At 49.8% G+C, this 22,642-nt stretch carries 19 protein-coding genes and 1 other RNA gene; 12 read left to right on the top strand and 8 right to left on the bottom strand.

What is annotated here, in order from left to right; all coding sequences use genetic code 11:
* Positions 1-116: 116 nt before the first annotated feature.
* The 4 genes from ACRJJO_RS14170 to ACRJJO_RS14155 all read right to left on the bottom strand — a co-directional run bounded on the left by ACRJJO_RS14170 (position 117) and on the right by ACRJJO_RS14155 (position 1,569).
* Positions 117-575, bottom strand: coding sequence for an EVE domain-containing protein (locus tag ACRJJO_RS14170; RefSeq protein WP_431066335.1), 459 nt, complete (start codon positions 573-575; stop codon positions 117-119).
* 268 nt (positions 576-843) lie between these two features.
* Positions 844-1,024, bottom strand: a non-coding RNA gene (gene ssrS / locus ACRJJO_RS14165) — 6S RNA.
* Positions 1,025-1,036: 12 nt separating this feature from the next.
* Entirely contained in the window at positions 1,037-1,345 is a 309-nt protein-coding gene (locus tag ACRJJO_RS14160; protein WP_014149722.1) for a cell division protein ZapA, read from the bottom strand.
* The gene (locus ACRJJO_RS14155; RefSeq protein WP_404357482.1) at positions 1,342-1,569 is read right to left on the bottom strand and encodes a TIGR02449 family protein; all 228 of its coding nucleotides are present in this window, start codon (positions 1,567-1,569) and stop codon (positions 1,342-1,344) included. The genes ACRJJO_RS14160 and ACRJJO_RS14155 overlap by 4 nt, the downstream gene beginning before the upstream one ends.
* A gap of 465 nt (positions 1,570-2,034) precedes the next feature.
* On the opposite strand from ACRJJO_RS14155, the gene ACRJJO_RS14150 reads away from it, so the two are divergent.
* The 5 genes from ACRJJO_RS14150 to ACRJJO_RS14130 all read left to right on the top strand — a co-directional run bounded on the left by ACRJJO_RS14150 (position 2,035) and on the right by ACRJJO_RS14130 (position 7,413).
* Positions 2,035-2,565, top strand: a complete 531-nt coding sequence (locus tag ACRJJO_RS14150) for a UPF0149 family protein (protein WP_431066334.1) — start codon at positions 2,035-2,037, stop codon at positions 2,563-2,565.
* Positions 2,566-2,887: 322 nt separating this feature from the next.
* Positions 2,888-4,198, top strand: coding sequence for a Xaa-Pro aminopeptidase (pepP, locus tag ACRJJO_RS14145; protein ID WP_431066333.1), 1,311 nt, complete (start codon positions 2,888-2,890; stop codon positions 4,196-4,198).
* A complete protein-coding gene (ubiH, locus tag ACRJJO_RS14140; protein ID WP_431066332.1) occupies positions 4,198-5,409 on the top strand; it encodes a 2-octaprenyl-6-methoxyphenyl hydroxylase in 1,212 nt (403 codons plus the stop codon). The genes pepP and ubiH overlap by 1 nt, the downstream gene beginning before the upstream one ends.
* 5 nt (positions 5,410-5,414) lie before the next feature.
* The gene (locus ACRJJO_RS14135; protein ID WP_431066331.1) at positions 5,415-6,635 is read left to right on the top strand and encodes a UbiH/UbiF/VisC/COQ6 family ubiquinone biosynthesis hydroxylase; all 1,221 of its coding nucleotides are present in this window, start codon (positions 5,415-5,417) and stop codon (positions 6,633-6,635) included.
* A 328-nt stretch (positions 6,636-6,963) separates the two neighbouring features.
* The gene (locus ACRJJO_RS14130) at positions 6,964-7,413 is read left to right on the top strand and encodes a hypothetical protein (RefSeq protein ID WP_431066330.1); all 450 of its coding nucleotides are present in this window, start codon (positions 6,964-6,966) and stop codon (positions 7,411-7,413) included.
* A gap of 250 nt (positions 7,414-7,663) precedes the next feature.
* Here ACRJJO_RS14130 and ACRJJO_RS14125 read toward each other — a convergent pair whose 3' ends face one another.
* Positions 7,664-9,001 (bottom strand): sigma-54-dependent transcriptional regulator, encoded by a 1,338-nt coding sequence (locus ACRJJO_RS14125; RefSeq protein WP_431066329.1) that lies wholly within the window; start codon positions 8,999-9,001, stop codon positions 7,664-7,666.
* On the bottom strand, positions 8,998-10,629 hold the full coding sequence (locus ACRJJO_RS14120; protein WP_431066328.1) for a sensor histidine kinase: 1,632 nt from the start codon (positions 10,627-10,629) through the stop codon (positions 8,998-9,000). The genes ACRJJO_RS14125 and ACRJJO_RS14120 overlap by 4 nt, the downstream gene beginning before the upstream one ends.
* A gap of 336 nt (positions 10,630-10,965) precedes the next feature.
* On the opposite strand from ACRJJO_RS14120, the gene sucC reads away from it, so the two are divergent.
* On the top strand, positions 10,966-12,132 hold the full coding sequence (sucC, locus tag ACRJJO_RS14115; RefSeq protein ID WP_431066327.1) for an ADP-forming succinate--CoA ligase subunit beta: 1,167 nt from the start codon (positions 10,966-10,968) through the stop codon (positions 12,130-12,132).
* Positions 12,129-12,998 (top strand): succinate--CoA ligase subunit alpha, encoded by an 870-nt coding sequence (gene sucD / locus ACRJJO_RS14110; protein ID WP_404357465.1) that lies wholly within the window; start codon positions 12,129-12,131, stop codon positions 12,996-12,998. Before sucC ends, sucD begins: the two co-directional genes overlap by 4 nt.
* Before the next feature lie 220 nt (positions 12,999-13,218).
* On the opposite strand, the gene ACRJJO_RS14105 is transcribed toward sucD, so the two are convergent.
* Together ACRJJO_RS14105 and ACRJJO_RS14100 are read right to left on the bottom strand one after the other, a co-directional pair.
* Entirely contained in the window at positions 13,219-13,674 is a 456-nt protein-coding gene (locus ACRJJO_RS14105) for a DUF934 domain-containing protein (RefSeq protein WP_431066326.1), read from the bottom strand.
* Positions 13,661-15,313, bottom strand: coding sequence for a nitrite/sulfite reductase (locus ACRJJO_RS14100; protein WP_431066325.1), 1,653 nt, complete (start codon positions 15,311-15,313; stop codon positions 13,661-13,663). The genes ACRJJO_RS14105 and ACRJJO_RS14100 overlap by 14 nt, the downstream gene beginning before the upstream one ends.
* Positions 15,314-15,679: 366 nt before the next feature.
* Between ACRJJO_RS14100 and nhaD the strand changes: the two genes are divergently transcribed.
* The 5 genes from nhaD (at position 15,680) to ACRJJO_RS14075 (ending at position 22,564) form a co-directional block, all read left to right on the top strand.
* Positions 15,680-16,987 (top strand): sodium:proton antiporter NhaD, encoded by a 1,308-nt coding sequence (gene nhaD, locus ACRJJO_RS14095; protein ID WP_431066324.1) that lies wholly within the window; start codon positions 15,680-15,682, stop codon positions 16,985-16,987.
* A gap of 55 nt (positions 16,988-17,042) precedes the next feature.
* Complete coding sequence (locus ACRJJO_RS14090; RefSeq protein ID WP_431066323.1) at positions 17,043-18,377, top strand: AmpG family muropeptide MFS transporter; 1,335 nt, start codon at positions 17,043-17,045, stop codon at positions 18,375-18,377.
* 395 nt (positions 18,378-18,772) lie between these two features.
* Entirely contained in the window at positions 18,773-18,973 is a 201-nt protein-coding gene (rpmE, locus tag ACRJJO_RS14085) for a 50S ribosomal protein L31 (RefSeq protein ID WP_084685514.1), read from the top strand.
* A 1,151-nt stretch (positions 18,974-20,124) separates the two neighbouring features.
* A complete protein-coding gene (locus ACRJJO_RS14080) occupies positions 20,125-20,568 on the top strand; it encodes a pilin (RefSeq protein ID WP_431066322.1) in 444 nt (147 codons plus the stop codon).
* A gap of 55 nt (positions 20,569-20,623) precedes the next feature.
* Entirely contained in the window at positions 20,624-22,564 is a 1,941-nt protein-coding gene (locus ACRJJO_RS14075) for a hypothetical protein (protein ID WP_431066321.1), read from the top strand.
* The last annotated feature ends 78 nt before the right edge of the window (positions 22,565-22,642 follow it).

The following is a 22,642-nucleotide window of genomic DNA, read 5'->3' as shown; positions in this document are numbered from 1 at the left end:
CTAAGGATATGCTGATCTTTGGGCTTTAGCTGAAGAAACTTGCTAATCAGGTTATCTCTTCGCGTCTTTGCGTGAGCCTCATCTTCATAATCCAGCATAGCTCAAACACTATCGCTTCATTCAAGCCCCAGTATGAAATCCCATTGCGCTTTCGAAACCGGCATGATCGATAGGCGGTTGCCGCGTCTGACTAGGGGGAGGTCTTCCAATTCTGGGTATTGTTTCAGTTCTTGTAACGGGATCGTGCGGGATAGTTTTTTTACGAATTGAACATCCACCATGAACCAGCGCGGATTTTCGGGCGAGCTTTTCGGGTCGAAGTGTTTGTCGTCGGGGTCGAAAGCGAAATGGTCAGGGTAGCCTTCGCGGCTAATTTTCATGATGCCGACGATGCCGGGGATATCGCAGTTGGAATGATAGAAAAAAGCCAAATCGCCGATCTTCATTTGATCGCGCATCATGTTTCTGGCTTGGTAATTTCTGACGCCGTCCCAAGGTTCGGTTTGGTGGGGTCTATTGAATAAATCGTCGATACCGAACTCATTAGGTTCGGATTTCATTAACCAGTAGTTCATGGACATACTCCCTTTAGACTCAAAAAATGGTTAACTTTATCAAGGTATGGGGTGTGGCTAGCGAGGATTTCGGCAGCAGGGAACGCTGCCGTCAAGCCCCATGGACGGGTTCACCCAGCACCTAAATTCCATAGTCCATTGGCTATGGTTAACAATCCTGGATAATTTAGGTGCTGGGTAAACGGCGGTCCTCGATAGACATATCTCATGCCTTTTTATTCTTAGACGGTTTTTCAATCAAAGGGGAGTAGGAAAGGCAATAGAGGCAGTATCTCCCACCTGCGCCGTAATGAGCTATCGTCCTTGAACCAATGGTTCAAGTGGGAACGCAGACGACCTATCAGGCTTCCCGCGTAAAGCGGGTATGCACACCAAGGTCGAACATTTGTTCCCGGGGTAAATATAGGTTCAGGAAACACCCAGCCCACCCTCGAACGCTGCAGGAGATACAGGACTTCATTTTAACGCGTTTCTGTAATTTCCAAAACGTTTTCTATTTTATTGCTCATTTTTATCAGGCTATCCGCCAAATGTAATTCCAATTCGCGGTTCCGGGACTCAGCTAGATGGAGCTCGTGAGCCATGTTCAGGGCAGCCATGACAGCTATGCGATCGGCGCCGCTAACCTTGCCGGAATCTCTGATTTGGCGCATTTTTCTGTCGAGTTGCCGAGCGGATTCTATCAGTCCGTCTTGTTCCTCGGGTTCGCAAGCGATTTTGTATTCCTTGCCGAGAATTTCAAGTGTGACAGCGGAAGGTGTTCTGCTCATGCGCCATGCTCCATGGATTTTAAACGGGAGATCATCGCTTCGACTCGGGTTTTGGCTAATGTGGTTTTTTCAAGCAACTTGGCTTTTTGCTTGACAAGTTCCGCTTGCTTGACTTTGAGCGAATGGTTTTCATTTTTGATCGCATTGTATTGTTCGATCAAAAGATCAAGCTTTTCTTCCAAGTCTTTTAATTCGAGTGAATGGTCGTTTTCAGCTTTTGGCATAATATTTAAGTTGATAAAGTGTAGTCATCGCTTGGTTAATTTCGGTTTTTATACTTCGCGCGGTCATGTTTTCGGGTTTTATGGCAATGCTATTTTGTTCGGTAGCAAGACGCGAAGACAGGCGCATAGCAAGCTATGTAACTGTTTTCGCAAAGCTTCCGCTCCTGCTCACGCCCCTTACCTACATCCATGTAGGTAACGCAGCTACCGGACAAAAGAGCGCGTTAGAAAACCGAAAATGTGATCGCGCGAAGTATATACACCTGCCTTTTTCTAATGGGGTAGAGGCGAAGCAGCCGAATTGACCTTGCGAATAAACTCAAGAAGATAGAATGTGCAACTTGGCTAATTGTACTGAAAATGACGGTTTGCTAAAAATAACTTTCTCTCAGTATTATCCATTAAGTCAATCAATGTTAGCATAAGCCGGTTAATTTTTTGGAATCCGTACTTTTTAACAAGAAAATGATTTATCAGACAATCGATCAGACGCTACGTCAACAGGGGGCCGAGGTGTCGGCAGCAGAAGCGCATGGCATTGCAACCGGTATGTTGTGTGTTGACGTAAGAGCGAGTCAATCAAACTGGTTGGATGAGCTATTCGGAGAAGGGGCTTACGCTTCTGGCGGAAATATCTTGTTAGGGGATTTGTTCGAACAAACAAGAGCGTTATTGACGGATGACGATTATACTTTCGATTTACTATTGCCGGATGTCGAAGAGGATAACTTAAGCGAAGCCGTTGAAGCGATGCGCGATTGGTGTCAGGGCTTTTTATTCGGTATCGGATTTAGTCAATCGTCTTCAAATTGGACTGGGGATGTCGGCGAAATAGTGAAGGATATTGTCGAAATTACTAAGCTTGATGTCATCTCTGACGATGAAGATAGCGAAGAGGGCCAAGAAGCCTTTGCTGAAATTCAAGAATACTTACGAGTTGCGGTACAGTTAATACGTACTGAATTATCCGGTTCCATTAGCCGTACCACTCATTAAAATAAAACACGCATCCGATCCAGTTAACCGGTCCGGATGCTATTTATCGAATGAGCGATTCATGCCTGTCGCCGATACTTCATTAGTCGAGTAGCGACTGCTTTACTGCCTTTTGATTGAAAAACCGTCTAAGAATGAAAGGCATGGGATGTGTCTATCGAGGACCGCCGTGAACCCATCCATGGGGGCTTGACGGCAGCGCTCCCTGCTGCCGACATCCTCGCTAGCCACACCCCATACCTTCATAAAGTTATCTAATTTTTGAGTATAAAGGGGGTATGATCGCCCTCTTTCACAGTAAAAATCGAGAACGACAGAAAAGATGAAGCAAGCAGAATTTAAAAAACGCCGTAAGCGGTTAATGCAACAAATCGGCAAGGGTAATATCGGATTGATACCTAGCGCCTCGGCGCAAACCCGTAATCGGGATGTGCATTACCCGTTTCGTCAAGATAGCGATTTTTATTATCTGACCGGATTTAACGAACCGGATGCGCTTGCGGTATTCATCCCCGGTCGGCAGCAAGGACAATATTTGCTTTTTTGCCGCGAATACGATGAGAAAAAAGCGCTTTGGGAAGGTGCGCATGCCGGCTTGATCGGAGCAACGACCGATTACGGCGCCGACGATGCATTTCCAATCGACGATATCGATGAAATTCTACCCGGGCTCATTGAAAATAAAGAAAAGGTTTTTTATCCAATGGGCCGGGATAGCGATTTGGATCATCGCCTGCTCGAATGGGTGCATCATTTACGCAATCAATCCCGGGCCGGCGTTAACGCACCTTTGGAGTTGGTATCGCTCGAACATATCTTGCATGAGATGCGCTTGTTCAAAAGCGAGGCCGAAATCAAATTGATGCGCAAGGCGGCCGAAATTTCCGCCGATGCGCATGTCAAAGCAATGCAAAAATGCCGCGCCGGTTTATACGAATATCAAATCGAATCCGAAATCATCTATCATTTTTTACAGCAAGGCCTGAGGGCGGTCGCCTATCCTTCGATAGTTGCGGCCGGTAAGAATGCTTGCGTGCTGCATTATACCGAAAATACGTCTAAATTGGCCGATGGCGATTTGTTATTGATCGATGCGGGTGCCGAATGCGATCACTATGCGGCCGATATCACGCGTACCTTTCCCGTTTCCGGGCGTTTTTCCGAGCCGCAAAAGCAACTTTATCAACTAGTGCTCGATGCTCAGTCGGCGGCTTTGGCCGAGATCAAGCCCGGCAATCCTTGGAATCAGGCTCATGAGGCATCGGTAAAAACCTTGACCAAAGGCTTGGTTAAATTGGGTTTGCTGAAAGGGCGCGTAGCGAAACTGATCAAGGACGAAGCCTATAAAAAATTCTATATGCATCGAATCGGGCATTGGCTCGGCATGGACGTACACGATGTCGGCGATTACAAGGTCAAGGACGAATGGCGGATATTGGAGCCGGGCATGGTGTTGACGATAGAACCCGGCCTTTATATTCCTAAGGATTGCGAGCAAGTCGACGAGCAATGGCGGGGTATCGGGATCAGAATAGAAGACGATGTGCTGGTAACGCAAGACGGCTACGAGATTTTGACGATAAATGTGCCGAAAAGCGTTGAAGCCATTGAAGCGTTGATGCAGGCGGCCTGATGCGGACTCAATACGATGCATTGATTATCGGCGGCGGATTGGCCGGTAATTGTCTGGCCTTGGCATTGCAAGGCTCGGGACTCGAAATCGCCATGGTCGAAGCGCAGAGCCGCGAGCAATTACAAAACTCATGGGCCGGCGATCGCGCCTTGGCATTGGCGGCCGGGACCGTGACGATGCTCGATGCGCTTGGCGCGTGGCAGGGTGTTTCCGATAAGGCCGCGCTGATCGAGGATATTCATGTGTCCGATCGCGGGCATTTCGGAAAAACCCGCTTGTCGTCGAAAAAGGAAGGCGTCAAGGCACTGGGTTATGTAATCAAGGCCCGCGATATCGAAAACCATGTCGCGGACTTGGTCGAACGGACCGGGGTTGTCAAACTCAGTCCTGCTCGATTGGCGGGTTTGGCTAGTACCGATAGCGATGTTGGCGCGAGTCTCGAATACAGTGACGAATCATTGACCTTGACTGCCAAGCTACTGATCGGCGCCGACGGAGGTAATTCCTCGGTGCGGAAATTGCTCGATATCGGGCAGCAAACGACCGAATACGGGCAAACGGCGTTGGTGACGACCGTAAATTGCTCATTGCCGCATCGCAATACCGCTTTCGAACGCTTTACCGTTTCCGGGCCCTTGGCCTTATTGCCGATCGAAGGAAGTCAATGCGCCGTGGTGTGGACCAATACTCACCGGGACGCCGAAAGCTTGATGTCGGTTTCCGACGAAGAATTCATCGAACGATTGCAAGATTGTTTCGGCTATCGCCTGGGAGAATTGAGTTTGGCGGCTCCGCGCCGGGCCTTCCCGCTGACCTTGGTACAGGCCGAAACGATGGTGAAAGGGCGCGCCGTCATTATCGGAAATGCGGTGCATCAATTGCACCCGGTTGCAGGACAAGGCTTCAACCTAGGGCTTCGCGATGTCGTGCAGTTAGCTGAGATGCTGATCGAACAAGCCAAGCGCGAACGCGATATCGGCGATCCAATGTTCTTAAGGAGCTATGCTCAGTCCAGGCGCAAAGATCTGAATAAAATAATCAGCTTTACCGATAACGTAGTCAGGATTTTTTCGAATGATTGGATCGCATTGGCGGCGGCAAGAAATCTCGGTTTGGCATTGCTCGATACGCTGCCTGGAGGTAAATCGTTATTGACTCGCCATGCCATGGGCTTGGCCGGCAGATTACCGCGCGTCGGCAACAGGAGATAAGGCGGATGACGATGCAAGCGGAAGTGATAGTGGTCGGAGGCGGCATGGTCGGGGCGGCCTTGGCTTGTGCGCTAGGGCATGGCGGGGTCGAAACCTTGTTATTGGACAGGCGCAGTCCGGAGCGGCAATGGGACGAAAGCCTGCGGGATATCCGCGTATCGGCGCTGACCAAAGCCTCTCAGGCCATTCTGGACGGTATCGGTGCTTGGCGCGGAATCGTGCAAAAAGGCGCCGCGCCCTACAAAGACATGCGTGTCTGGGATGGCCGCTCCGATGGTTATTTGCATTTCGATTGCGCCGATACGGTGTTCTCCGAATTGGGGCATATCGTCGAAAACCGAATTACGGTCGCGGCGCTTTGGGACATCTTGGATGGCTTGCCGACCGTTCAATGCATCACGCCTGCCGAAATCGAGCGCATGGAATCGATCGACAACGGCAGACGCTTAAGATTGACGGATGGGCAAAGTTTTGAAGCGCCTTTGGTGGTTGCCGCCGATGGGCGCGAATCGGCCTTGCGGTCTATGGCCGGTATCGGCGTGACGGGTTGGCCTTATCGACAAGACGGCTTGGTCGCGACCGTGCAAACCGAGTTCGAGCATCAAGCGACGGCATGGCAACGATTTCTCGAAGAAGGACCGTTGGCTTTTTTACCCCTTTTCGATGGCCAGTGTTCGATCGTCTGGACCTTATCGACCGAGACTGCGCAACAGTATTTAACATTGCCTGATGACGAGTTTTTGAGCCTATTACAGCAAGCATCGGGCGGTATCCTTGGTAACATGCTCAAGATCGGCCCGCGCGCGGCCTTTCCGCTGAAATTTCAATTTGCCGACCGCTATACCGACAGTCATTTTGCATTGGTGGGCGATGCGGCGCATGCGATGCATCCTTTGGCCGGACAAGGCGCCAATGCCGGCTTGTTGGATGCCGCGGCCTTGGCCGAAGCCGTCATAGACACTAAACGGTCGGGTCGGCCGTTATCCGGTGTTCAGTATTTAAGGCATTATGAACGCTGGCGTAAAGGCGATAACTTAATGATGATGGCGAGTATGGATTTAATCAATAAAACCTATGCGGTCGACAATCCAATGTTCGCCAAACTACGTTCGTTCGGCATGAACCGTATCAATCATACTGCGGCGTTGAAAGATTATTTGAACCGTCATGCCATGGGATTAAGAGATGACTTGCCGAGCTTGGCCAAAGGGCAGGTCTGTTGGTGAGGATTTACGGTTTACCCGGTTGCGCGGCTTCTGGTATATTCGCTGTTATCGCCAAACACTTGGTTTTTTATTAAAAAAGGCCTGTTTTTCGGCGAAAATAGAATAACAAATTAAAATGGAGTAATCGATGGCAACGGGGTTTTATATTTTAACGACGATATTCGTCGCGTATGTCGTCTATATGGTGGTCGGTGACAAGGTTAAGAAAAATAACGAATAAGTCCACGGCTTTTTTAAACGATGAAAAAGATAATAACAAACAGCCTAATGATCATGCCGAATGGCGAATTAACCGGGCAACTCAATTAATTAACTGGAGGAAGGGAATATGGCGGAAATATTGTTTATTTTAACGACGATTTTTGTGGCTTATGTAGTTTATGCGGTGGTTGGCGATCAAATGGCCGATATGAAAGCCATTAAGTCAAAAGCGGATTCGCATCCGGCGAAAGCCGAAACCGCTAAACCCGCTGAAGTGAAAGTTGTCGATAATAAACCGGCGCCGCGAACTGCTAAAAAAGCGCCCGAGCCTGTTGCAAAGGCGCCTGAAAAAAATGAATCGTCCGCAAGCAAGATCGGTTTGCGCGATCCGGCGACCGGCGAAACGGCCAGCATTCCGACCAATTACCGCTTTGCCAAGCGTTGGATAAAAGAGGCCATGGTCAAAGAAGGTTTGCTCGATAAAGTCTATAAAAACAGTGAATTGGACGATGAAGCCAATGCTAAAATCAAAACGGCTTTGGACAGCTTGCTGCAAATGGATAAATACCGGGCTTAATAGGCTGCCGTGTCACCTCGGTCGGGCGCTTTAGGGCTGGGGTTGTGAGCCGTTCAATGGATGGCATTGTAGGGTGCGCATCGCGCACCTTTTCATGGTGCCTAACCGACGAGAGGTCCCGACATAGGTGCGCGATGCGCACTCTACGCCTGGCGCTTTATAACCTATGATCGGCAACACTTTCCAAGGCATGTTGAGATTAAAAAGCGAGAACTCTGGAATTGGCTAAAAGGGCATTTTTTCGACAGGCCTAGTCCAAGCCCAGTTTTTTTAATCGGTAGCGCAATGATCGGAACGATAACCCCAGCTCTTTTGCCGCTGCGGTTTTATTCCATCGGTTATTTTCGAGTGCGATAGTAATGGCGGTTCGCTCGATATCTTCCAAATAATCTTCCAACGACGCTTTAGATGGATCGAACATGGGCGCATCAGGGACGGTGTCCGGATTAATCGGTAGATTTAAATCGTCCGCATCAATCGTTTTGCCGTCGCTGAGCGCAACGGCGCGCTCCAGAATATTCTCGAGCTCCCTAACATTGCCCGGAAAATGATAATGTTTCAATGCAGTCAACGCCGATTGCGAGAGCTGGACTTGATAAGCGTTGTTGCTATTTAACGAGGCTAGAATATGTTCGGCCAGTTGCGCGATATCATCGCCTCGTTCGCGAAGCGGCGGAATATTGAGATCGATGACATTGATCCGGTAGTATAAATCTTGCCGAAAAACCCCTTCCTGAACCAATTGATTCAAATCTTTATGCGTGGCGCTCAGGATGCGAACATCGACCGGCGTTTCGTGTTGCTCGCCGACCGAGCGAACTTTTTTTTCCTGAATCGCGCGGAGCAATTTGACTTGCAGCGAGGGAGGCAAATCGGCCACTTCATCGAGAAACAGCGTGCCGCCCTCGGCCGCTTGAAATAAACCTTTTTTATCGGCAATTGCGCCGCTGAAACTGCCTTTTTTATGTCCGAAAAACTCGCTTTCCATGAGTTCGGGCGGAATTGCGCCGCAGTTTACCGCCACAAAAGGCTTGTCGCCACGCGGGCTTTGTTGATGAATCAAGCGCGCCACCAATTCCTTACCCGACCCCGATTCGCCGCTGATATAGACAGGCGCCTGGCTACGTGCCAATTTGTCGATTTTAGACCGGACTTGGCGCATCGGCTCCGATTCTCCCAATAAGATATGTCGTGTGCGTCTTTCCTTGGTGTCGGCATCGGGACCTAATTGTAAGGCTTTCGTGACGATTTGCCGAAGGACCGGTAAATCGACCGGTTTCGAGATAAAGTCGAAGGCGCCGGCTTTCATTGCCTTGATCGCAGTATCCATGTTGCCGTGTGCGGTAATTACGGCAATCGGAATCGTGCTGCCCGTGCTTTGGAGGTATTCGACCAACTCGAGTCCGTTGCCGTCAGGTAATTTCATATCGGTCAGGCAAAGATCGAACGGATGTTGTTGCAACAACTGCCGAGCGGAGCCGACATTTTCCGCGCACAAGGTATTGATATTCATGCGTTTTAGCGTAATGCTTAAAAGCTCTCTGATGTCCGGCTCGTCGTCGACGACTAAAGTCAAGGGGTGTTTCATATGTCAATCAAAGTTTGTTCGGCGTTCGGTAAACAGAGCCGGAAGCAACTTTGGCTCTGGTCGGTAATATGATAGCTTAACTTGGCTTGATTCAGTTCGGCTAATTCCTTTGAAATATAAAGCCCCAGACCGGTACCTTGCGCCGAAGTTGTAAAAAAAGGTTCGAACAGATGCTTGCGTTGGCTTGGGTCGATGCCGGGGCCGGAGTCTATCACTTCGATACAGAGCATTTGCTCATGTTGACGGATCGCCAATGAGATGGGTTTTTTTTCGGGGCTGCCGTATTTCAAGGCATTTTGGCACAGATTGTCGAGAATTTGTTTTAAATGGCCTTTGTCCACCAATGCTTGCGCTTGCTCCGATTCGCTCGTCATGGTGAAAAGATCGCGAGTGAAACCATTTTCAGCACAGAACTGCTCAATGTAGTCGTCTAGCCATTGAATCAAGTTGACTTTTTTACGCAACGAAGCGCTACGCCGGGACAATTGTAAAATATCCTCGATGATCTTGTTCACGCGGGTCGAATGATTTCTAATAATTTCGGTTAGGCGCCGGTCTTCGTCCGATAATTCGACGTTTTCCGAAAGCAGTTGTCCTGCATGGCTGATGGCGCCGAGCGGGTTGCGAATTTCATGAGCGATGCTGGCGGTTAATTGCCCTAGAGAGGCGAGTTTACTTTGTTGTAAACGCTGATTGTAAAACGCGATATCTTCTAAAATTATCATGTTGAGCGCTTCGTGCCGGGTCGGGAGCGCCGTAAACCGGGTTTGCATCTCGCTGCCGTCCGTTAAGGGAATTACGGCGAAATCCTGGCTGGGGTCGTTCAGCCAGTACGAGAAAGCTTCCGCTAAATAGGGAGAAATAGCATGTAGACGATCAGGCATTGTTGAGCATTGGGTAAGCCTTGCGGCGGCTTCGTTACTCATCCGTATTTGATGGTCGCGATCGGAAATGATAATGCCCGATTGTAAATGTTGAATGATGTATTTGCTGAGCTCCTCGAGCTGGTTGATGGTTTTTTGCTGCGCGGTGGACTGCTCGGTGCGTTGCGCGAGCGCATAGGCTAGCATTGCGATCGTAAAGAATGAGGCGCCGAGCATAGCGGCATAGGTATAGGCGGTATCTCTGAAGCTATGGGTTTGGAACGCGTAAATCTGCTCGGTAAGAATGGCCAAACTGGCAATGGCGGCGAATAGCAACGCGCATCGCCCGCCGATTAAAAGTCCGCTTGCGGCGATCGATGCGGCGAGTAAGATACCGACGCCGCTATTGATGCCGCCGCAAGCGTGCATGATCAGCGTAATGATGATAATGTCGGTGAAAATGAGCGTTTGAGCCTGAACGGTATAGCTAATCCATCGCCGCAACAAACAAAAACCGGAAATTATCGTCAGCGCCAAATGGCTGCTGCCACTGACGATAAACAAGTATTCGTCGTGACGGACTCCCGTGCCGGGACCGAGTCGGCTGAAGAATAACATCACGAATAAGCAAGCCAGAATCAGCCGGTAAGTCAGGAAAACTTTTAATAGCAGCCAGGCTTGTTGGCGCGGGATGCCGTATCCCATCGAAAAAGGACAAGGATAGATAATATCGGGTTTGTTTTCCGGTTTGAGTTCATTAAGCATGGTGTTTTATTGCGGCTTGGTTAAAATAAACCTAATGTAACGATCATAAAGAAGCTGTCATTACCCTGGCAAATGAAAGTGCTAGGGATGATTAGGGTACGGTCACTCGCCTGTCGGTCGAGATATAGCACCCTCTTCAGAATCGACATTGTTTTTCATGTCGAAAAATTAGATAAAGAGTCCAAATTTACAAACTTTCACAGTAAACAGGTTCGAGTCGAAAGCAAGAAAAATACGGGAGTCTGTTTACCGGTCTAATTTGGAAAGCTATATTTTCGAATTGGACCGAAATGTAAGCAAGATATCAGGTAATTTTATAACCACCGGAAAATAACGATGAACATCCATGAATATCAGGCCAAACAGTTGTTCAAACTCTATGGCATTCCAGTGCCGGAAGGCAGTCCGGCTGAAACGGCGGGGCATGCCGAACAAGTCGCGCGCGAACTCGGCGGCAATGCCTGGGTCGTCAAAGCACAAGTTCATGCGGGCGGGCGGGGCAAGGCAGGCGGCGTCCATATCGCCAAAAGTTTAGACGAGATTACCGAATTCAGCCGTAAATTGTTGGGCACGCGCTTAGTGACGCAGCAAACCGGAGCCGAAGGCTTGCCGGTCGAGACGCTCTATGTCGAAAAGGCGGGACAAATCGATCGCGAGTTTTATTTGAGCGCATTGGTTGACAGGGGAAGCGAACGCGTAATTTTTATCGCATCGGCGGCCGGCGGCATGGATATCGAAGAAGTTGCGGAAAAAACGCCTGACCGCATCATTTCGTTTCAAGTCGACCCGGCTGCCGGGCTTCAGCCTTATCAATGCCGCAAAGTCGCATTTGCGTTCGGACTTGAGTCTACGCAATTCAAGAGTCTCGAAAAAATCATGGCCGGTATCTATAAGCTGTTGCTCGAAAAAGACGCCGGTCAGATCGAAATCAACCCGCTTGTGACGACGGGCTCGGGCGAATTGATCGCGGTCGATGCAAAGATCAATTTCGACGACAACGCGGTCGCCGTGCATCCGGACATTACCGCGATGCGCGATCCGGGGCAGGAGGACGAAAAGGAACATAAGGCGCAGCAGTTCGGGCTTAATTACATCACCTTGGACGGCAGCATTGGCTGCATGGTCAACGGCGCCGGCCTTGCGATGGCGACGATGGACTTGGTGAAATTGAAAGGCGGGAGTCCTGCTAATTTCCTTGATGTCGGCGGCGGCACGAATACCGAAAAAGTCGCCGAAGCGTTTAAATTGATCCTGGCCGACCCGAACGTCAAGGCCGTGCTGGTCAACATTTTCGGCGGCATCGTCAAGTGCGACGTGATCGCCGAAGGCATTTTGGCCGCTGTCAAAGAGGTTGGCGTCGAAATCCCGGTTGTGGTTCGGCTCGAAGGCACGAATGCCGAAGCGGGGCGTACATTATTGCGGGAGTCGGGATTGAATTTAGTGGCGGCGGATGACTTAGCAAAGGCTGCCGAACAAGTGGTTGCATTGGCGGAGGGTGTATGAGCATTTTGGTAAACAAAGCAACGAAAGTCATCTGTCAGGGCTTTACCGGTAAACAAGGCACTTTCCATTCCTTGCAAACGCTCGAATACGGCACACAGTTGGTCGGCGGCGTAACGCCCGGGCGCGGCGGCGAGACTCATTGCGATTTGCCGGTGTTCGATACGGTCGAACAGGCCGTGCAAAGAACGCAGGCTGAAGCTACGGTGATTTATGTGCCGCCGTTCTATGCGGCCGATGCGATATTGGAAGCCTTCGATGCCGGCATCAAAGTGATCGTCTGTATTACCGAAGGCATTCCGGTATTGCACATGCTGCGTGTCAAGGCAGCGATGGCTGGTTCCGATACGGTATTGATCGGCCCGAATTGTCCCGGCATCATCACGCCGGGCGAATGCAAAATCGGCATTATGCCGGGTTTCATTCATCAGCCCGGCAAGATCGGTATCGTGTCGCGATCAGGGACATTGACTTACGAGGCAGTGCATCAAACGACGCGCGAAGGCTTGGGGCAAAGCACCTGCGTCGGCATCGGCGGCGATCCGATTCACGGCATGAATTTTATCGATGTGATCAGCCGCTTTCAGGCCGATGAGCAAACGCACGGCATCGTCATGGTTGGTGAAATCGGCGGTAGCGAGGAAGAGGAAGCGGCCGAATACATCAAGGCGCATGTCACAAAGCCTGTGGTCGGCTATATCGCCGGACAAACCGCGCCGCCCGGAAAACGCATGGGTCATGCCGGTGCGATCGTGACCGGCGGCAAAGGGACGGCGGCAAGCAAAATCGCCGCGATGAAAGCGGCCGGCGTCGAAATGGTCAGCTCGCCCACCGAGATCGGCGAAGTCATGAAAAAAGTCTGCGGCTAAAAAAGGTGCGCGATGCGCACCCTACGGCGGCTATCCAAGCAGCGTAGCCCGGATGGAGCGTAGCGCAATCCGGGACGTTCGAAGCCACGCCATTCCCATATTCCGCTACGCTGCATACGGGCAACGTGCTAGACCTTTCGCCGGTGGCCGAAGCAAACCGAAATGTTTAGGGCAAATAGAAACGTATGGGGCGGGTAAAAACCCGCCCCGCAGAGGGCGGCTAATTGACCGACGGCTGATAAGCTACCGAAAAATCGTTCAATGCGGCCAGCGCGTCTTCCGGCTTTCTGCTTTCATCCAATTGAAAGGCGTCGACGCCGGTTCTGTGCAGATAAAATATCTGATCGATCAAGTAATTGCCGACAGCGCGAATTTCGCCGCGGTAATGATAGCGGTTGCGCAGCAACCAAGCTTGGCTGAACGAGCGCCCGTCGCCGAACATCGCGATGTCCAATTCGACCAAAGGCATTCCGGCTAAATCGCCGGCAATGTCTTCAAGCGTATCGGTCGATCGAATTCTGAGACCGGTTTGTCCGCCGCGCCGAGTAAGGGAGTCTTTATCGTTCAGCCAACGAGATACGGAAACGGTAATATCGCCGGTTTGAGGGATGTCTTGATCATCGGCGACAAATTGCCAATTGTCTTCGGTGATTTTTTTATCTTTAATGATTTGCATAAACTTGCTCTTTGAATGGCGTAATGCCGACGCGTTTAACGGTATGTAAGAAAGACTCGTCTTCTTGTCTTTGTTTGATGTAAACATCGAGAATGTCTTGCACGGCCCGCGTGATTTGATCCTTGGCAACCGCGGGCCCTAACCTATCGCCGATCGCGGCTTCGTTTTCGGACGAACCGCCCAGCGTGATTTGATACCATTCCTCGCCTTTTTTATCGACGCCGAGAATCCCGATATGGCCGACGCTTTGATGCGCGCAGCCGTTCATGCAGCCTGAGATGTTGATCTTGATATCGCCGAGATCGTGCAGGTAATCGAGATCGTCCAGGGCCTGATTGATTTCGCGGGTAATGCCGATGGAACCAGCGTTGGCCAGCGAGCAAAAATCGAGGCCCGGGCAGCAGATGATGTCGGTCGCGGAGCCGATATTCGGCGTGGCCAGCTTGGCGGCGTCGAGCTCCTGCCATAAGGTGAACAAATCCGTCTGCTTGACATCGGTCAAAACCAAATTTTGCCTATGAGTGCTGCGGACTTCGCCGAAACTGAAGCGGTCGGCCAAATCGGCGACCAAGTCCAATTGCGTATCGGTAATGTCGCCGGGAGGGGCGTCGGGTGCTTTCAGAGAAATGAAGGCCGCACGATAACCGGGCACGCGATGATCGGCCGTATTCTGTTGGACCCAAGTTGCAAAAGCCGGATTGTCTTGGAGCCGATCATTGAAACTGCCGTCAAGGCCGGCATCGGTTTCGTAAGCCGGCGGCGCGAACTGCGCCTTGATGGATTCAATACGTTCGTCGCTCAGCTCGAGGCTATCTTTGTTCAACTGCCATTCTTGCTCGACCAGTTCGGTGATCTTTTCGAGGCCTTCTTCTTTTACCAAAATTTTGATTCTGGCTTTGTACTTATTGTCGCGGCGTCCGAACAGATTGTAAATGCGGACGATGGCTTCCAGATAAGACAATAGATGCTTTTTTTCCAGAAACGGACGAATGACTTGTCCGATGACCGGCGTGCGGCCTAGGCCGCCTCCGACGAAAACTTTAAAGCCGACTTCGCCGGCATCGTTTTTAACCAAATGCAGGCCGATATCATGAAATTGCGTCGCGGCCCGGTCGTGCAGGGCGCCGCTGACAGCGATCTTGAACTTGCGAGGCAAAAACGCGAATTCGGGGTGCAGCGTAGTCCATTGGCGAATGATTTCGCAGTAGGGGCGCGGGTCTTCGATCTCATCCTTACAGACGCCGGACAAAGGGTCGGTCGTCGTATTGCGCATGCAGTTGCCGCTGGTTTGAATCGCATGCATTTGAACCTCAGCCAGTTCCGCGAGAATGTCCGGGACTTCCTCGAGCTTGGGCCAATTGTATTGAATATTTTGGCGCGTCGTAAAATGACAATAGCCCTTGTCGTATTTACGTGCGATTTCGGCCAATTTGCGCAATTGCCTGGACGACAGCAGGCCGTAAGGGCCGGCTACGCGCAGCATCGGCGCGTGAGTTTGAATGTACAAGCCATTCATTAAGCGAAGCGCGCGGAATTGATCGCCGTCGAGTTCTCCTTTCAGGAAGCGTTCGGTTTGGCCTCTGAATTGGGCGACACGTTCATCAATGAGCGTTTGATCGTCTTGAGTGTATTGGTACATAGTGAGGATGAGCTGTTGGAAAGTAAGTATTCAGACCCCGTTGGCAAATTACCGCAATCCAGGCGTATTGTTGGCCTCCCCTTTGAAAAAGGGGGATTGAGGGGGATTTATTTAAAAAATCTCCCCTAGCCCCTCTTTTTCAAAGAGGGGGGCTGAATACTTACGTTGGAAAAGCGCCGTAAGGGGGCGAATAAGTGAACCGGCAATATTATACCGACACGGATAAAATGACAAAGTTTATTATGCGGTTATAATATCCCGCTTGAAAAATTTTAACGGTCTTTTTTCCAATAATTTACTAATCAGGGGGTTCTTTTGTTGCGGCTTATATTTGTAATACTGGCTTTGTGTCTGCCGGAGCTGGCGATGGCAGGCGGGTTTGAAAACCTGGATCTAACCGGTACCGAGCGAGGTATCTATACTGTATTAATTTTCGTCATCGCTTACGGTTTCGTGATGGCCGAAGAGTTTACCGGGTTGAAAAAATCCAAGCCGGTCATCTTTGCGGCGGGAATTATTTGGGCACATGCGGCGGTTCTGGCGTCCTCGAAAGGCGTTTCAACTGAAGAATTGCACGAAGCCTTCGAGCATAACCTAAAAGAATACGCGGCCTTGATGCTGTTCTTGCTGGTTGCAATGACGTATATCAACGCGATGGCCGAGCGTAATGTTTTCGAAGCCTTGCGTTCCTGGTTGGTCAGAAAGCAATTCAGTTATCGTAAGCTGTTTTGGATTACCGGCATCATCACATTCTTCTTGTCGTCGGTTGCCGATAACCTGACTTCGGCATTGTTGGTCGGTGCAGTCGTATTGGCGGTTGGCAAGAAAAACGACAAATTCATTACGATCGGTTTAATTAACCTGGTGATTGCTGCGAATGCCGGCGGCGCGTTTTGTCCGTTCGGCGATATCACCACGCTAATGGTATGGCAGGCGGGTTATGCCGAGTTTTTCGACTTTTTCGCGCTGTTTATTCCATCAACCGTCAACTATTTAGTGCCGGCCGCCTTCATGCATTTCGCGGTGCCCGACGAGCAGCCAGAAGCGGTTCACGAAGCGGCGATCGAATTGAAACCGGGCGCGGTAACGGTTTGCGTGCTTTTTGCGTTGACCATTGTATCTGCGGTTAGTTTCAAACAATTCCTGCATTTGCCGCCGTTCATGGGCATGATGTTCGGTCTTTCGATCTTGATGTTGTACGGTTTTCATATCACTACGCTCTATCGTAGCAACGAAGATTATGAATTCGATATCTTCAATAAAGTGCGCGATGCCGAATGGGATACTCTGTTCTTTTTCTTCGGCGTGGTGTTTGCGGTAGGCGGTTTAGGTTATATCGGCTATCTCGAACTGATGTCGGCGGCGATGTACGATGGACTCGGATTTACCTCGGCCAACATACTGGTCGGTGTGATGTCGGCGATCGTCGATAACATTCCGGTGATGTTCGCGGTATTGAACATGGGCTTGGATATGGATTTATACCAATGGTTGCTGGTTACGCTGACCGCCGGTGTGGGCGGGTCGATGCTGTCGATCGGTTCGGCGGCGGGTGTAGCGTTGATGGGGCAATCCAATCATAAATACACCTTCTTCAGTCACTTGAAATGGACGCCGGCGATCGCCGCCGGTTATGCGGCCAGTATTTTCGCTCACTATTTGGTGAACGGCTAATCATGGCGCTTCGGCTTCGCGTCGGCGCTTCGTGGCTTGATTGCCGGTCGGTGGCATGACGGCTGTCAAGAGCGGATGGCGCGAAGCCTTTCTCGTCTATACCCGGCCTCGCGTTCTGGGTATGGTTTTTCTCGGCTTTTCGGCCGGTCTTCCCTTTCTATTGGTTTTTTCGACGCTGTCGGCATGGCTTCGCGATGTCGGCGTCGAATTGTCCGTCATCGGTTTTTTCAGCTGGGTTGGCGTGACATACTCCATCAAGGTATTTTGGGCGCCGGTGGTCGATACGCTGCCGCTGCCGTGGTTGACCAAGTGTTTCGGCAAGCGGCGTAGTTGGATGTTACTGGCTCAATTGGGTATTGCGGCTGGTCTGATCGGCATGGCGAGCGCCGATGTCGAATCGCAATTGCAATGGATCGCGATATTCGCCGTTTGGGTGGCGTTTTGTTCCTCAACCCAAGATATCGTCATCGATGCTTATCGAATCGAAGCGGTCGTCGTCGAATATCAAGGCGCGATGGCGGCGATGTATGTGCTTGGCTATCGGATTGCATTGCTGGTAGCAGGGGCCGGTGCGTTTTATCTTGCCGAGTATTTCGATTGGGCAATTGCCTATCAAATGATGGCAGCCTGCATGCTGGTCGGTGTCGTGGCCACGCTGATCATTGACGAACCGCTCCCTAACGAAGATCAAGAAGCGCGGAAATTGGCGCGAAGAGTGGAATCCGCTCTAGGTGTTGCGGAGCGCCGAAATTGGCTGGCTCGATTGGGCGCCTGGTTTTCCGATGCGGTGCTAAGTCCGTTCGTCGAGTTTTTCACTCGAAACGGTAAATTCGGCTTGATGATACTGGTGCTGATCGCGACTTATAAAATGAGCGACATCACGATGGGCGTGATGGCGAACCCGTTTTATTTGGATATCGGATTCAGTAAAAAAGAAATTGCCGACGTTAGCAAAATTTTCGGGTTTTTCATGACCATCGCCGGCGCCTCGCTTGGCGGCGTATTGGTGGCCCGCTATGGCATCATGAAGCCTTTGTTGCTCGGCGCGGTGATGGCCGCCGCGACCAATTTACTTTTCGTGCTGCTCGCCGTCTCGGAGCCCAGCTTAGTTTTGCTCGCCGGCGCCGTCAGTGCCGATAATCTCAGCGGAGGTATTGCGACCTCGGTGTTCATAGCCTATTTATCGAGCATGACCAGTACGGCTTATACCGCTACCCAATACGCCTTGTTCAGTTCGCTGATGACCTTGCCGGCGAAACTTTTAGGCGGCTTCTCGGGGATAGTGGTCGAACATTACGGTTATGAATGGTTTTTCATCTATTCCGCATCGGTCGGATTGCCGGCAATCGTATTGGTACTGGTGTTGATGAGGCGCTATGCGCGAAGTTAGCTGGTTGACGATGGTTTCCTAAATGTTTCGCCCGTAACCGAAGCAAACCGAAATGTTTAGCGCAAATCAAAACATCACGCTCTTTCCCAAGCTCCTGCTTGGGAAAGACGCCCCGGAAGCTCCCCCTTCGACAAGGCTCGCCTGAGCGCAGCCGAAGGGCTCAGGGCAAGAGCTTCCAGAGACCGACACAGCTTCCGCACATTCTCAATCAACCCCGACTCGCTCGTTCAATCTTCCTTGATTGTCGGGAAGCTAGAGCTTCCTGAACGGGTTACCCAAGCTGGATCTTGTGTAACAGAGCAAAAAATTGATATTGCGATTCACTTATATAAACAGTATCATACGCAGTTCATTAATAAGTATGTGGCCCATTAACGGGTAATTTGGAAGCAAACATGAAACCAGACATTCATCCAGAATACAAACAAATCACAGTCACTTGTGGTTGCGGCAATACCTTCGAAACCGGGTCCGTATTGGGTAAGGATCTTCAAGTTGAGGTATGCTCCGCATGCCACCCTTTTTATACCGGTAAACAAAGGGTAGTCGACACCGCTGGAAGAGTCGACAAATTCCGTAGAAAATACGGCAAATAATCCAATAACCGATACCGAAAGTTCCTTATGCGCCGGATTACAGAGGCGCAACTCTTTCCGATTCCTTAAGTGGGCGTTCGTTCGTAGCGCTTGCTAATAATCCCTCGGACGGGCTTTATAAGCACGTCCGGGGTGTTTCGACCATACCCAAAGTTAAGCATAAATCTAAAAAGAGCAGTTGACATGTGTTGTAGGCTGTTCGTGCTGAGCCAAGTCGAAGCATGAAGGTCTACAATACTTTCACCGGTTTGGTGAAGCCTCAAACTATCCTTCATCATCGACAGGCTCAGAGCGAACGGTAGTTTGAGGTTAGGTTTATGTATAACGATGAGAGCTCCTGCTTGGGAAAGATACTCCGGAAGCTCCCCCTTCGACAAGGCTCGCCTGAGCGCAGCCGAAGGGCTCAGGGCAAAAGCTTCCTGTGACCGACACAGCCTCCGCACATTTTCAATTAACCCCGGCTTTGATTATCGGGAAGCTAGAGCTTCCTGAACAGGTTACCCAAGCTGGAGCTTGGGTAACAGCATATTTTAGTCTTTTTGAACTCGATGCCATTTAATGTAACTTGGTATTCTCGGCCTTCCCTCACCTAACGTTAGGTGAGAGACGATCTGGGGATCGCTCCCACAGTGTATCCACCATCCTCTATGGGAACGACGCTTTCGTCGCCCCTCACTTAACGCTAGGTGAGGGAAAGCGACTGATGCTCGACACCCACAGCTTATGTAGAAGCCCTCGACGTGCCCTAAATTCATTCACCTGGGCGATTTTAATCGCCCAGGTGAATGAATTTACCCCTACATGAACTTAGGCAAATCAGTTAGTTAATTTTAGCGACATCCTTAGCTTGATGGGTATGGGTTATAAACCTCGTCTCGCCAAGGGTATAAATATTACGGCCGGTTTACAAAATCCGGCCGGCAATAGAGCGAAAGAACTGACAAAATTTGTCACAAACCGCCGTTTTTAGAAAGTCGTACCGAGTAGAATTTCCGGTCTGATCGGCTGAATCGCGCCGCTCGCCGAAAAGAAATATGCCTAATGCATTGATATACAAAGAGCCCAGTTCTCGTCCAAAAAGTTGGCATGGCGCATGCTTTATCTTAACTGAATTCAATTCGAACTTTTCTACCAACACAGAGGTGGTTATCATGCAAAAATTTAGAACACAAACACAACAAGGTTTTACCTTGATCGAACTGATGATCGTGGTCGCGATCATCGGTATTTTAGCGGCGGTGGCAGTTCCCGCCTATCAAGATTACATCGGGCGCTCTCAAGTTTCGGAAGCGATGACGTTGACCGGCGGGGCGAAAACGGCGGTAGCTGAATTTTGGAGTAATAACGGTGCAATGCCAGCCGATAATGCTGCCGCCGGTATTGCAGCTTCTGGCGACATTAACGGTAAGTATGTGGCTTCTGTTGCAATAGCCAATACCGGCGTTATTACCGCGACAATGCAGAATACAGGCGTGTCCTCGGGTCTTGGAGGTACAACCTTGCTTCTGAGTCCGGTAACTTCAGCTGGCACGATTAGTTGGACATGTACAGGAGGAACAATCCCTGCGAAATTCCGACCTAGTTCTTGCAGATAATATACTGCTCCATGATAAAAAGCCCTGTGCGTAACAAAGCAGGGCTTTTCTCCAAATGAGAGTCAATACTTCTTCAAACAAAAATAGCTTATTTGTTTTTTCAATAGTTATTGTTTTTTTTCTGTGCTTTTATCCCGGACTATTTGGCAGCTTTCTTTTCGACGATTACGCCAATCTCAACAAGCTCGGAGATTACAACGGCGTCAGAAATCTAGACACCTTTCTCAAGTATATTTCTTCGGGCATTGCGGGCCCGACCGGGCGACCGATAAGCCTTCTTAGCTTTTTGTTGGACGGAACCGATTGGCCGGCCGATCCTTTTCCGTTTAAACGGACTAATGTATTGTTGCACGGACTTTCCGGCATTTTTTTGTACTTGTTATGCCGGCAGTTATTGCTGTGCTTCTATCTTCCCTCTAGCCGCCTAAATAATGCCGCTTTGCTGGTCGCCGCATTATGGTTGCTGCATCCGTACATGGTCTCGACCGTTCTATATGTCGTTCAGCGTATGGCAATGTTGTCGGCTTTTTTTTCGATATTAGGTTTATGGCTTTATGTCAAGGGTCGGCGTTTGTTGGCGGAAGACCCACATCGAGCCTACGCATATATGACCAGCGCGGTGGTCTTGGGTACTTTACTGGCGCTGTTGAGCAAGGAGAACGGTATATTGTTGCCATTGCTGATCGCGATGGTCGAGCTGTGCGTTTTTCGTCATCCCTCAAGCGGAGTAGTGTCGCTGAACAAGCTCTGGCAAATTACATTTATTTTATTACCGAGTCTCGCTATTTTCGGTTATCTAATTTACGTTTTTAATCCCTATACGCTTGATCATCCTTTTTATAACCGCACGTTTAATTTACCGCAAAGGGTGCTTACCGAAAGCCGGATTGTAATCGGGTATTTATATCATTTGTATATACCGCGTATGTTTTATCCGGGGCTTTTGAACGAGAATATCGAATTGTCCACCGGGTTGTTGGCACCGCCAACGACTTTGTACAGCGTTATTGCATTATCGCTGATGTTATTCGGCGCGATTGTCATGCGAAGGCGTTGGCCGTTGTTGAGCTTATCATGGCTGTTTTTTTTGGCTGGGCATGTTTTGGAGTCCACTACAATCGGATTGGAGCTTTATTTCGAGCACCGTAATTATTTACCGGCTATTTTTTTGTTTTTACCGCTCGGTAGTTTATTGATTCGGGTGAATAGGCGTATGCTCCGAATCGGTAGTTATTTGTTTTTAGCCATTTGCGCCGCATTTACTTATCAACGCAGTCAATTATGGGGTAACCCGCTGGAGTTGACGTTTTTTTGGGCGGAGCGTAATCCGCATTCTTCCCGTGCGCAACGCACTGCGGCATTGCAAATGGAGCAGGCGGATCAACCCTTAGCCGCTTTGACATTACTGACCCAAGCCAGACATAAAATTCCCGATAATCTGGATTTGCAGTGGCATTGGTTGATCTTAAAGTGCCGTTTCGACGAAGTGACTGAGAGTGAGTTTTCCGAGATACGGAATCAGACCGGTAAATTAGATTACGTTCCGCAATTATTCAATATGCTGCAATCTACCATTCAAATTATGTCCAGTCCTGAGTGTAAGGGTGTAAACGCATTGCAAGCATTACAGTTGCTGGATACTTTAATTAATGACAACCCATCCGTTCAACGCAACTCGCGTCTGCGATTTCAAATGTATCATCTCAAGGGCAGAGTTTATGCGGAGATCAAAAAGCCGAAGCTAGCCGTCGATGCATTCAACCGGGTTTTGGATATGGAAAAAAACATAGAGCATGGTTTGGTGCAGGTCGGAATTTTGGGTTCGTACAGGTACTATCAGGAAGCTTTAGAACATTTACAGAAATTAGAATCGTTGATACAAACACAACCCGGCACAAACATTCTGCCTCTGGATATTAAGCCGGATTATCGTTACGAAGCCGAACGTATTAAGCAAATTTTGCTTGAAGAGCTAGATTCAGTAAAAACCGAATAATTCACTCGTTTCTACTCTTCTGAGACTGTGAAAGTATTGTATCTTTTTCCAAGCTCCAGCTTTGGCAGGATAGAGAGC

The organism is Methylotuvimicrobium sp. (genome assembly GCF_050611805.1).
Lineage (GTDB): Bacteria > Pseudomonadota > Gammaproteobacteria > Methylococcales > Methylomonadaceae > Methylotuvimicrobium.
The sequence above is the reverse complement of the archived record's forward strand: the minus strand, read 5'-3'. Positions and strand labels throughout refer to the sequence as shown.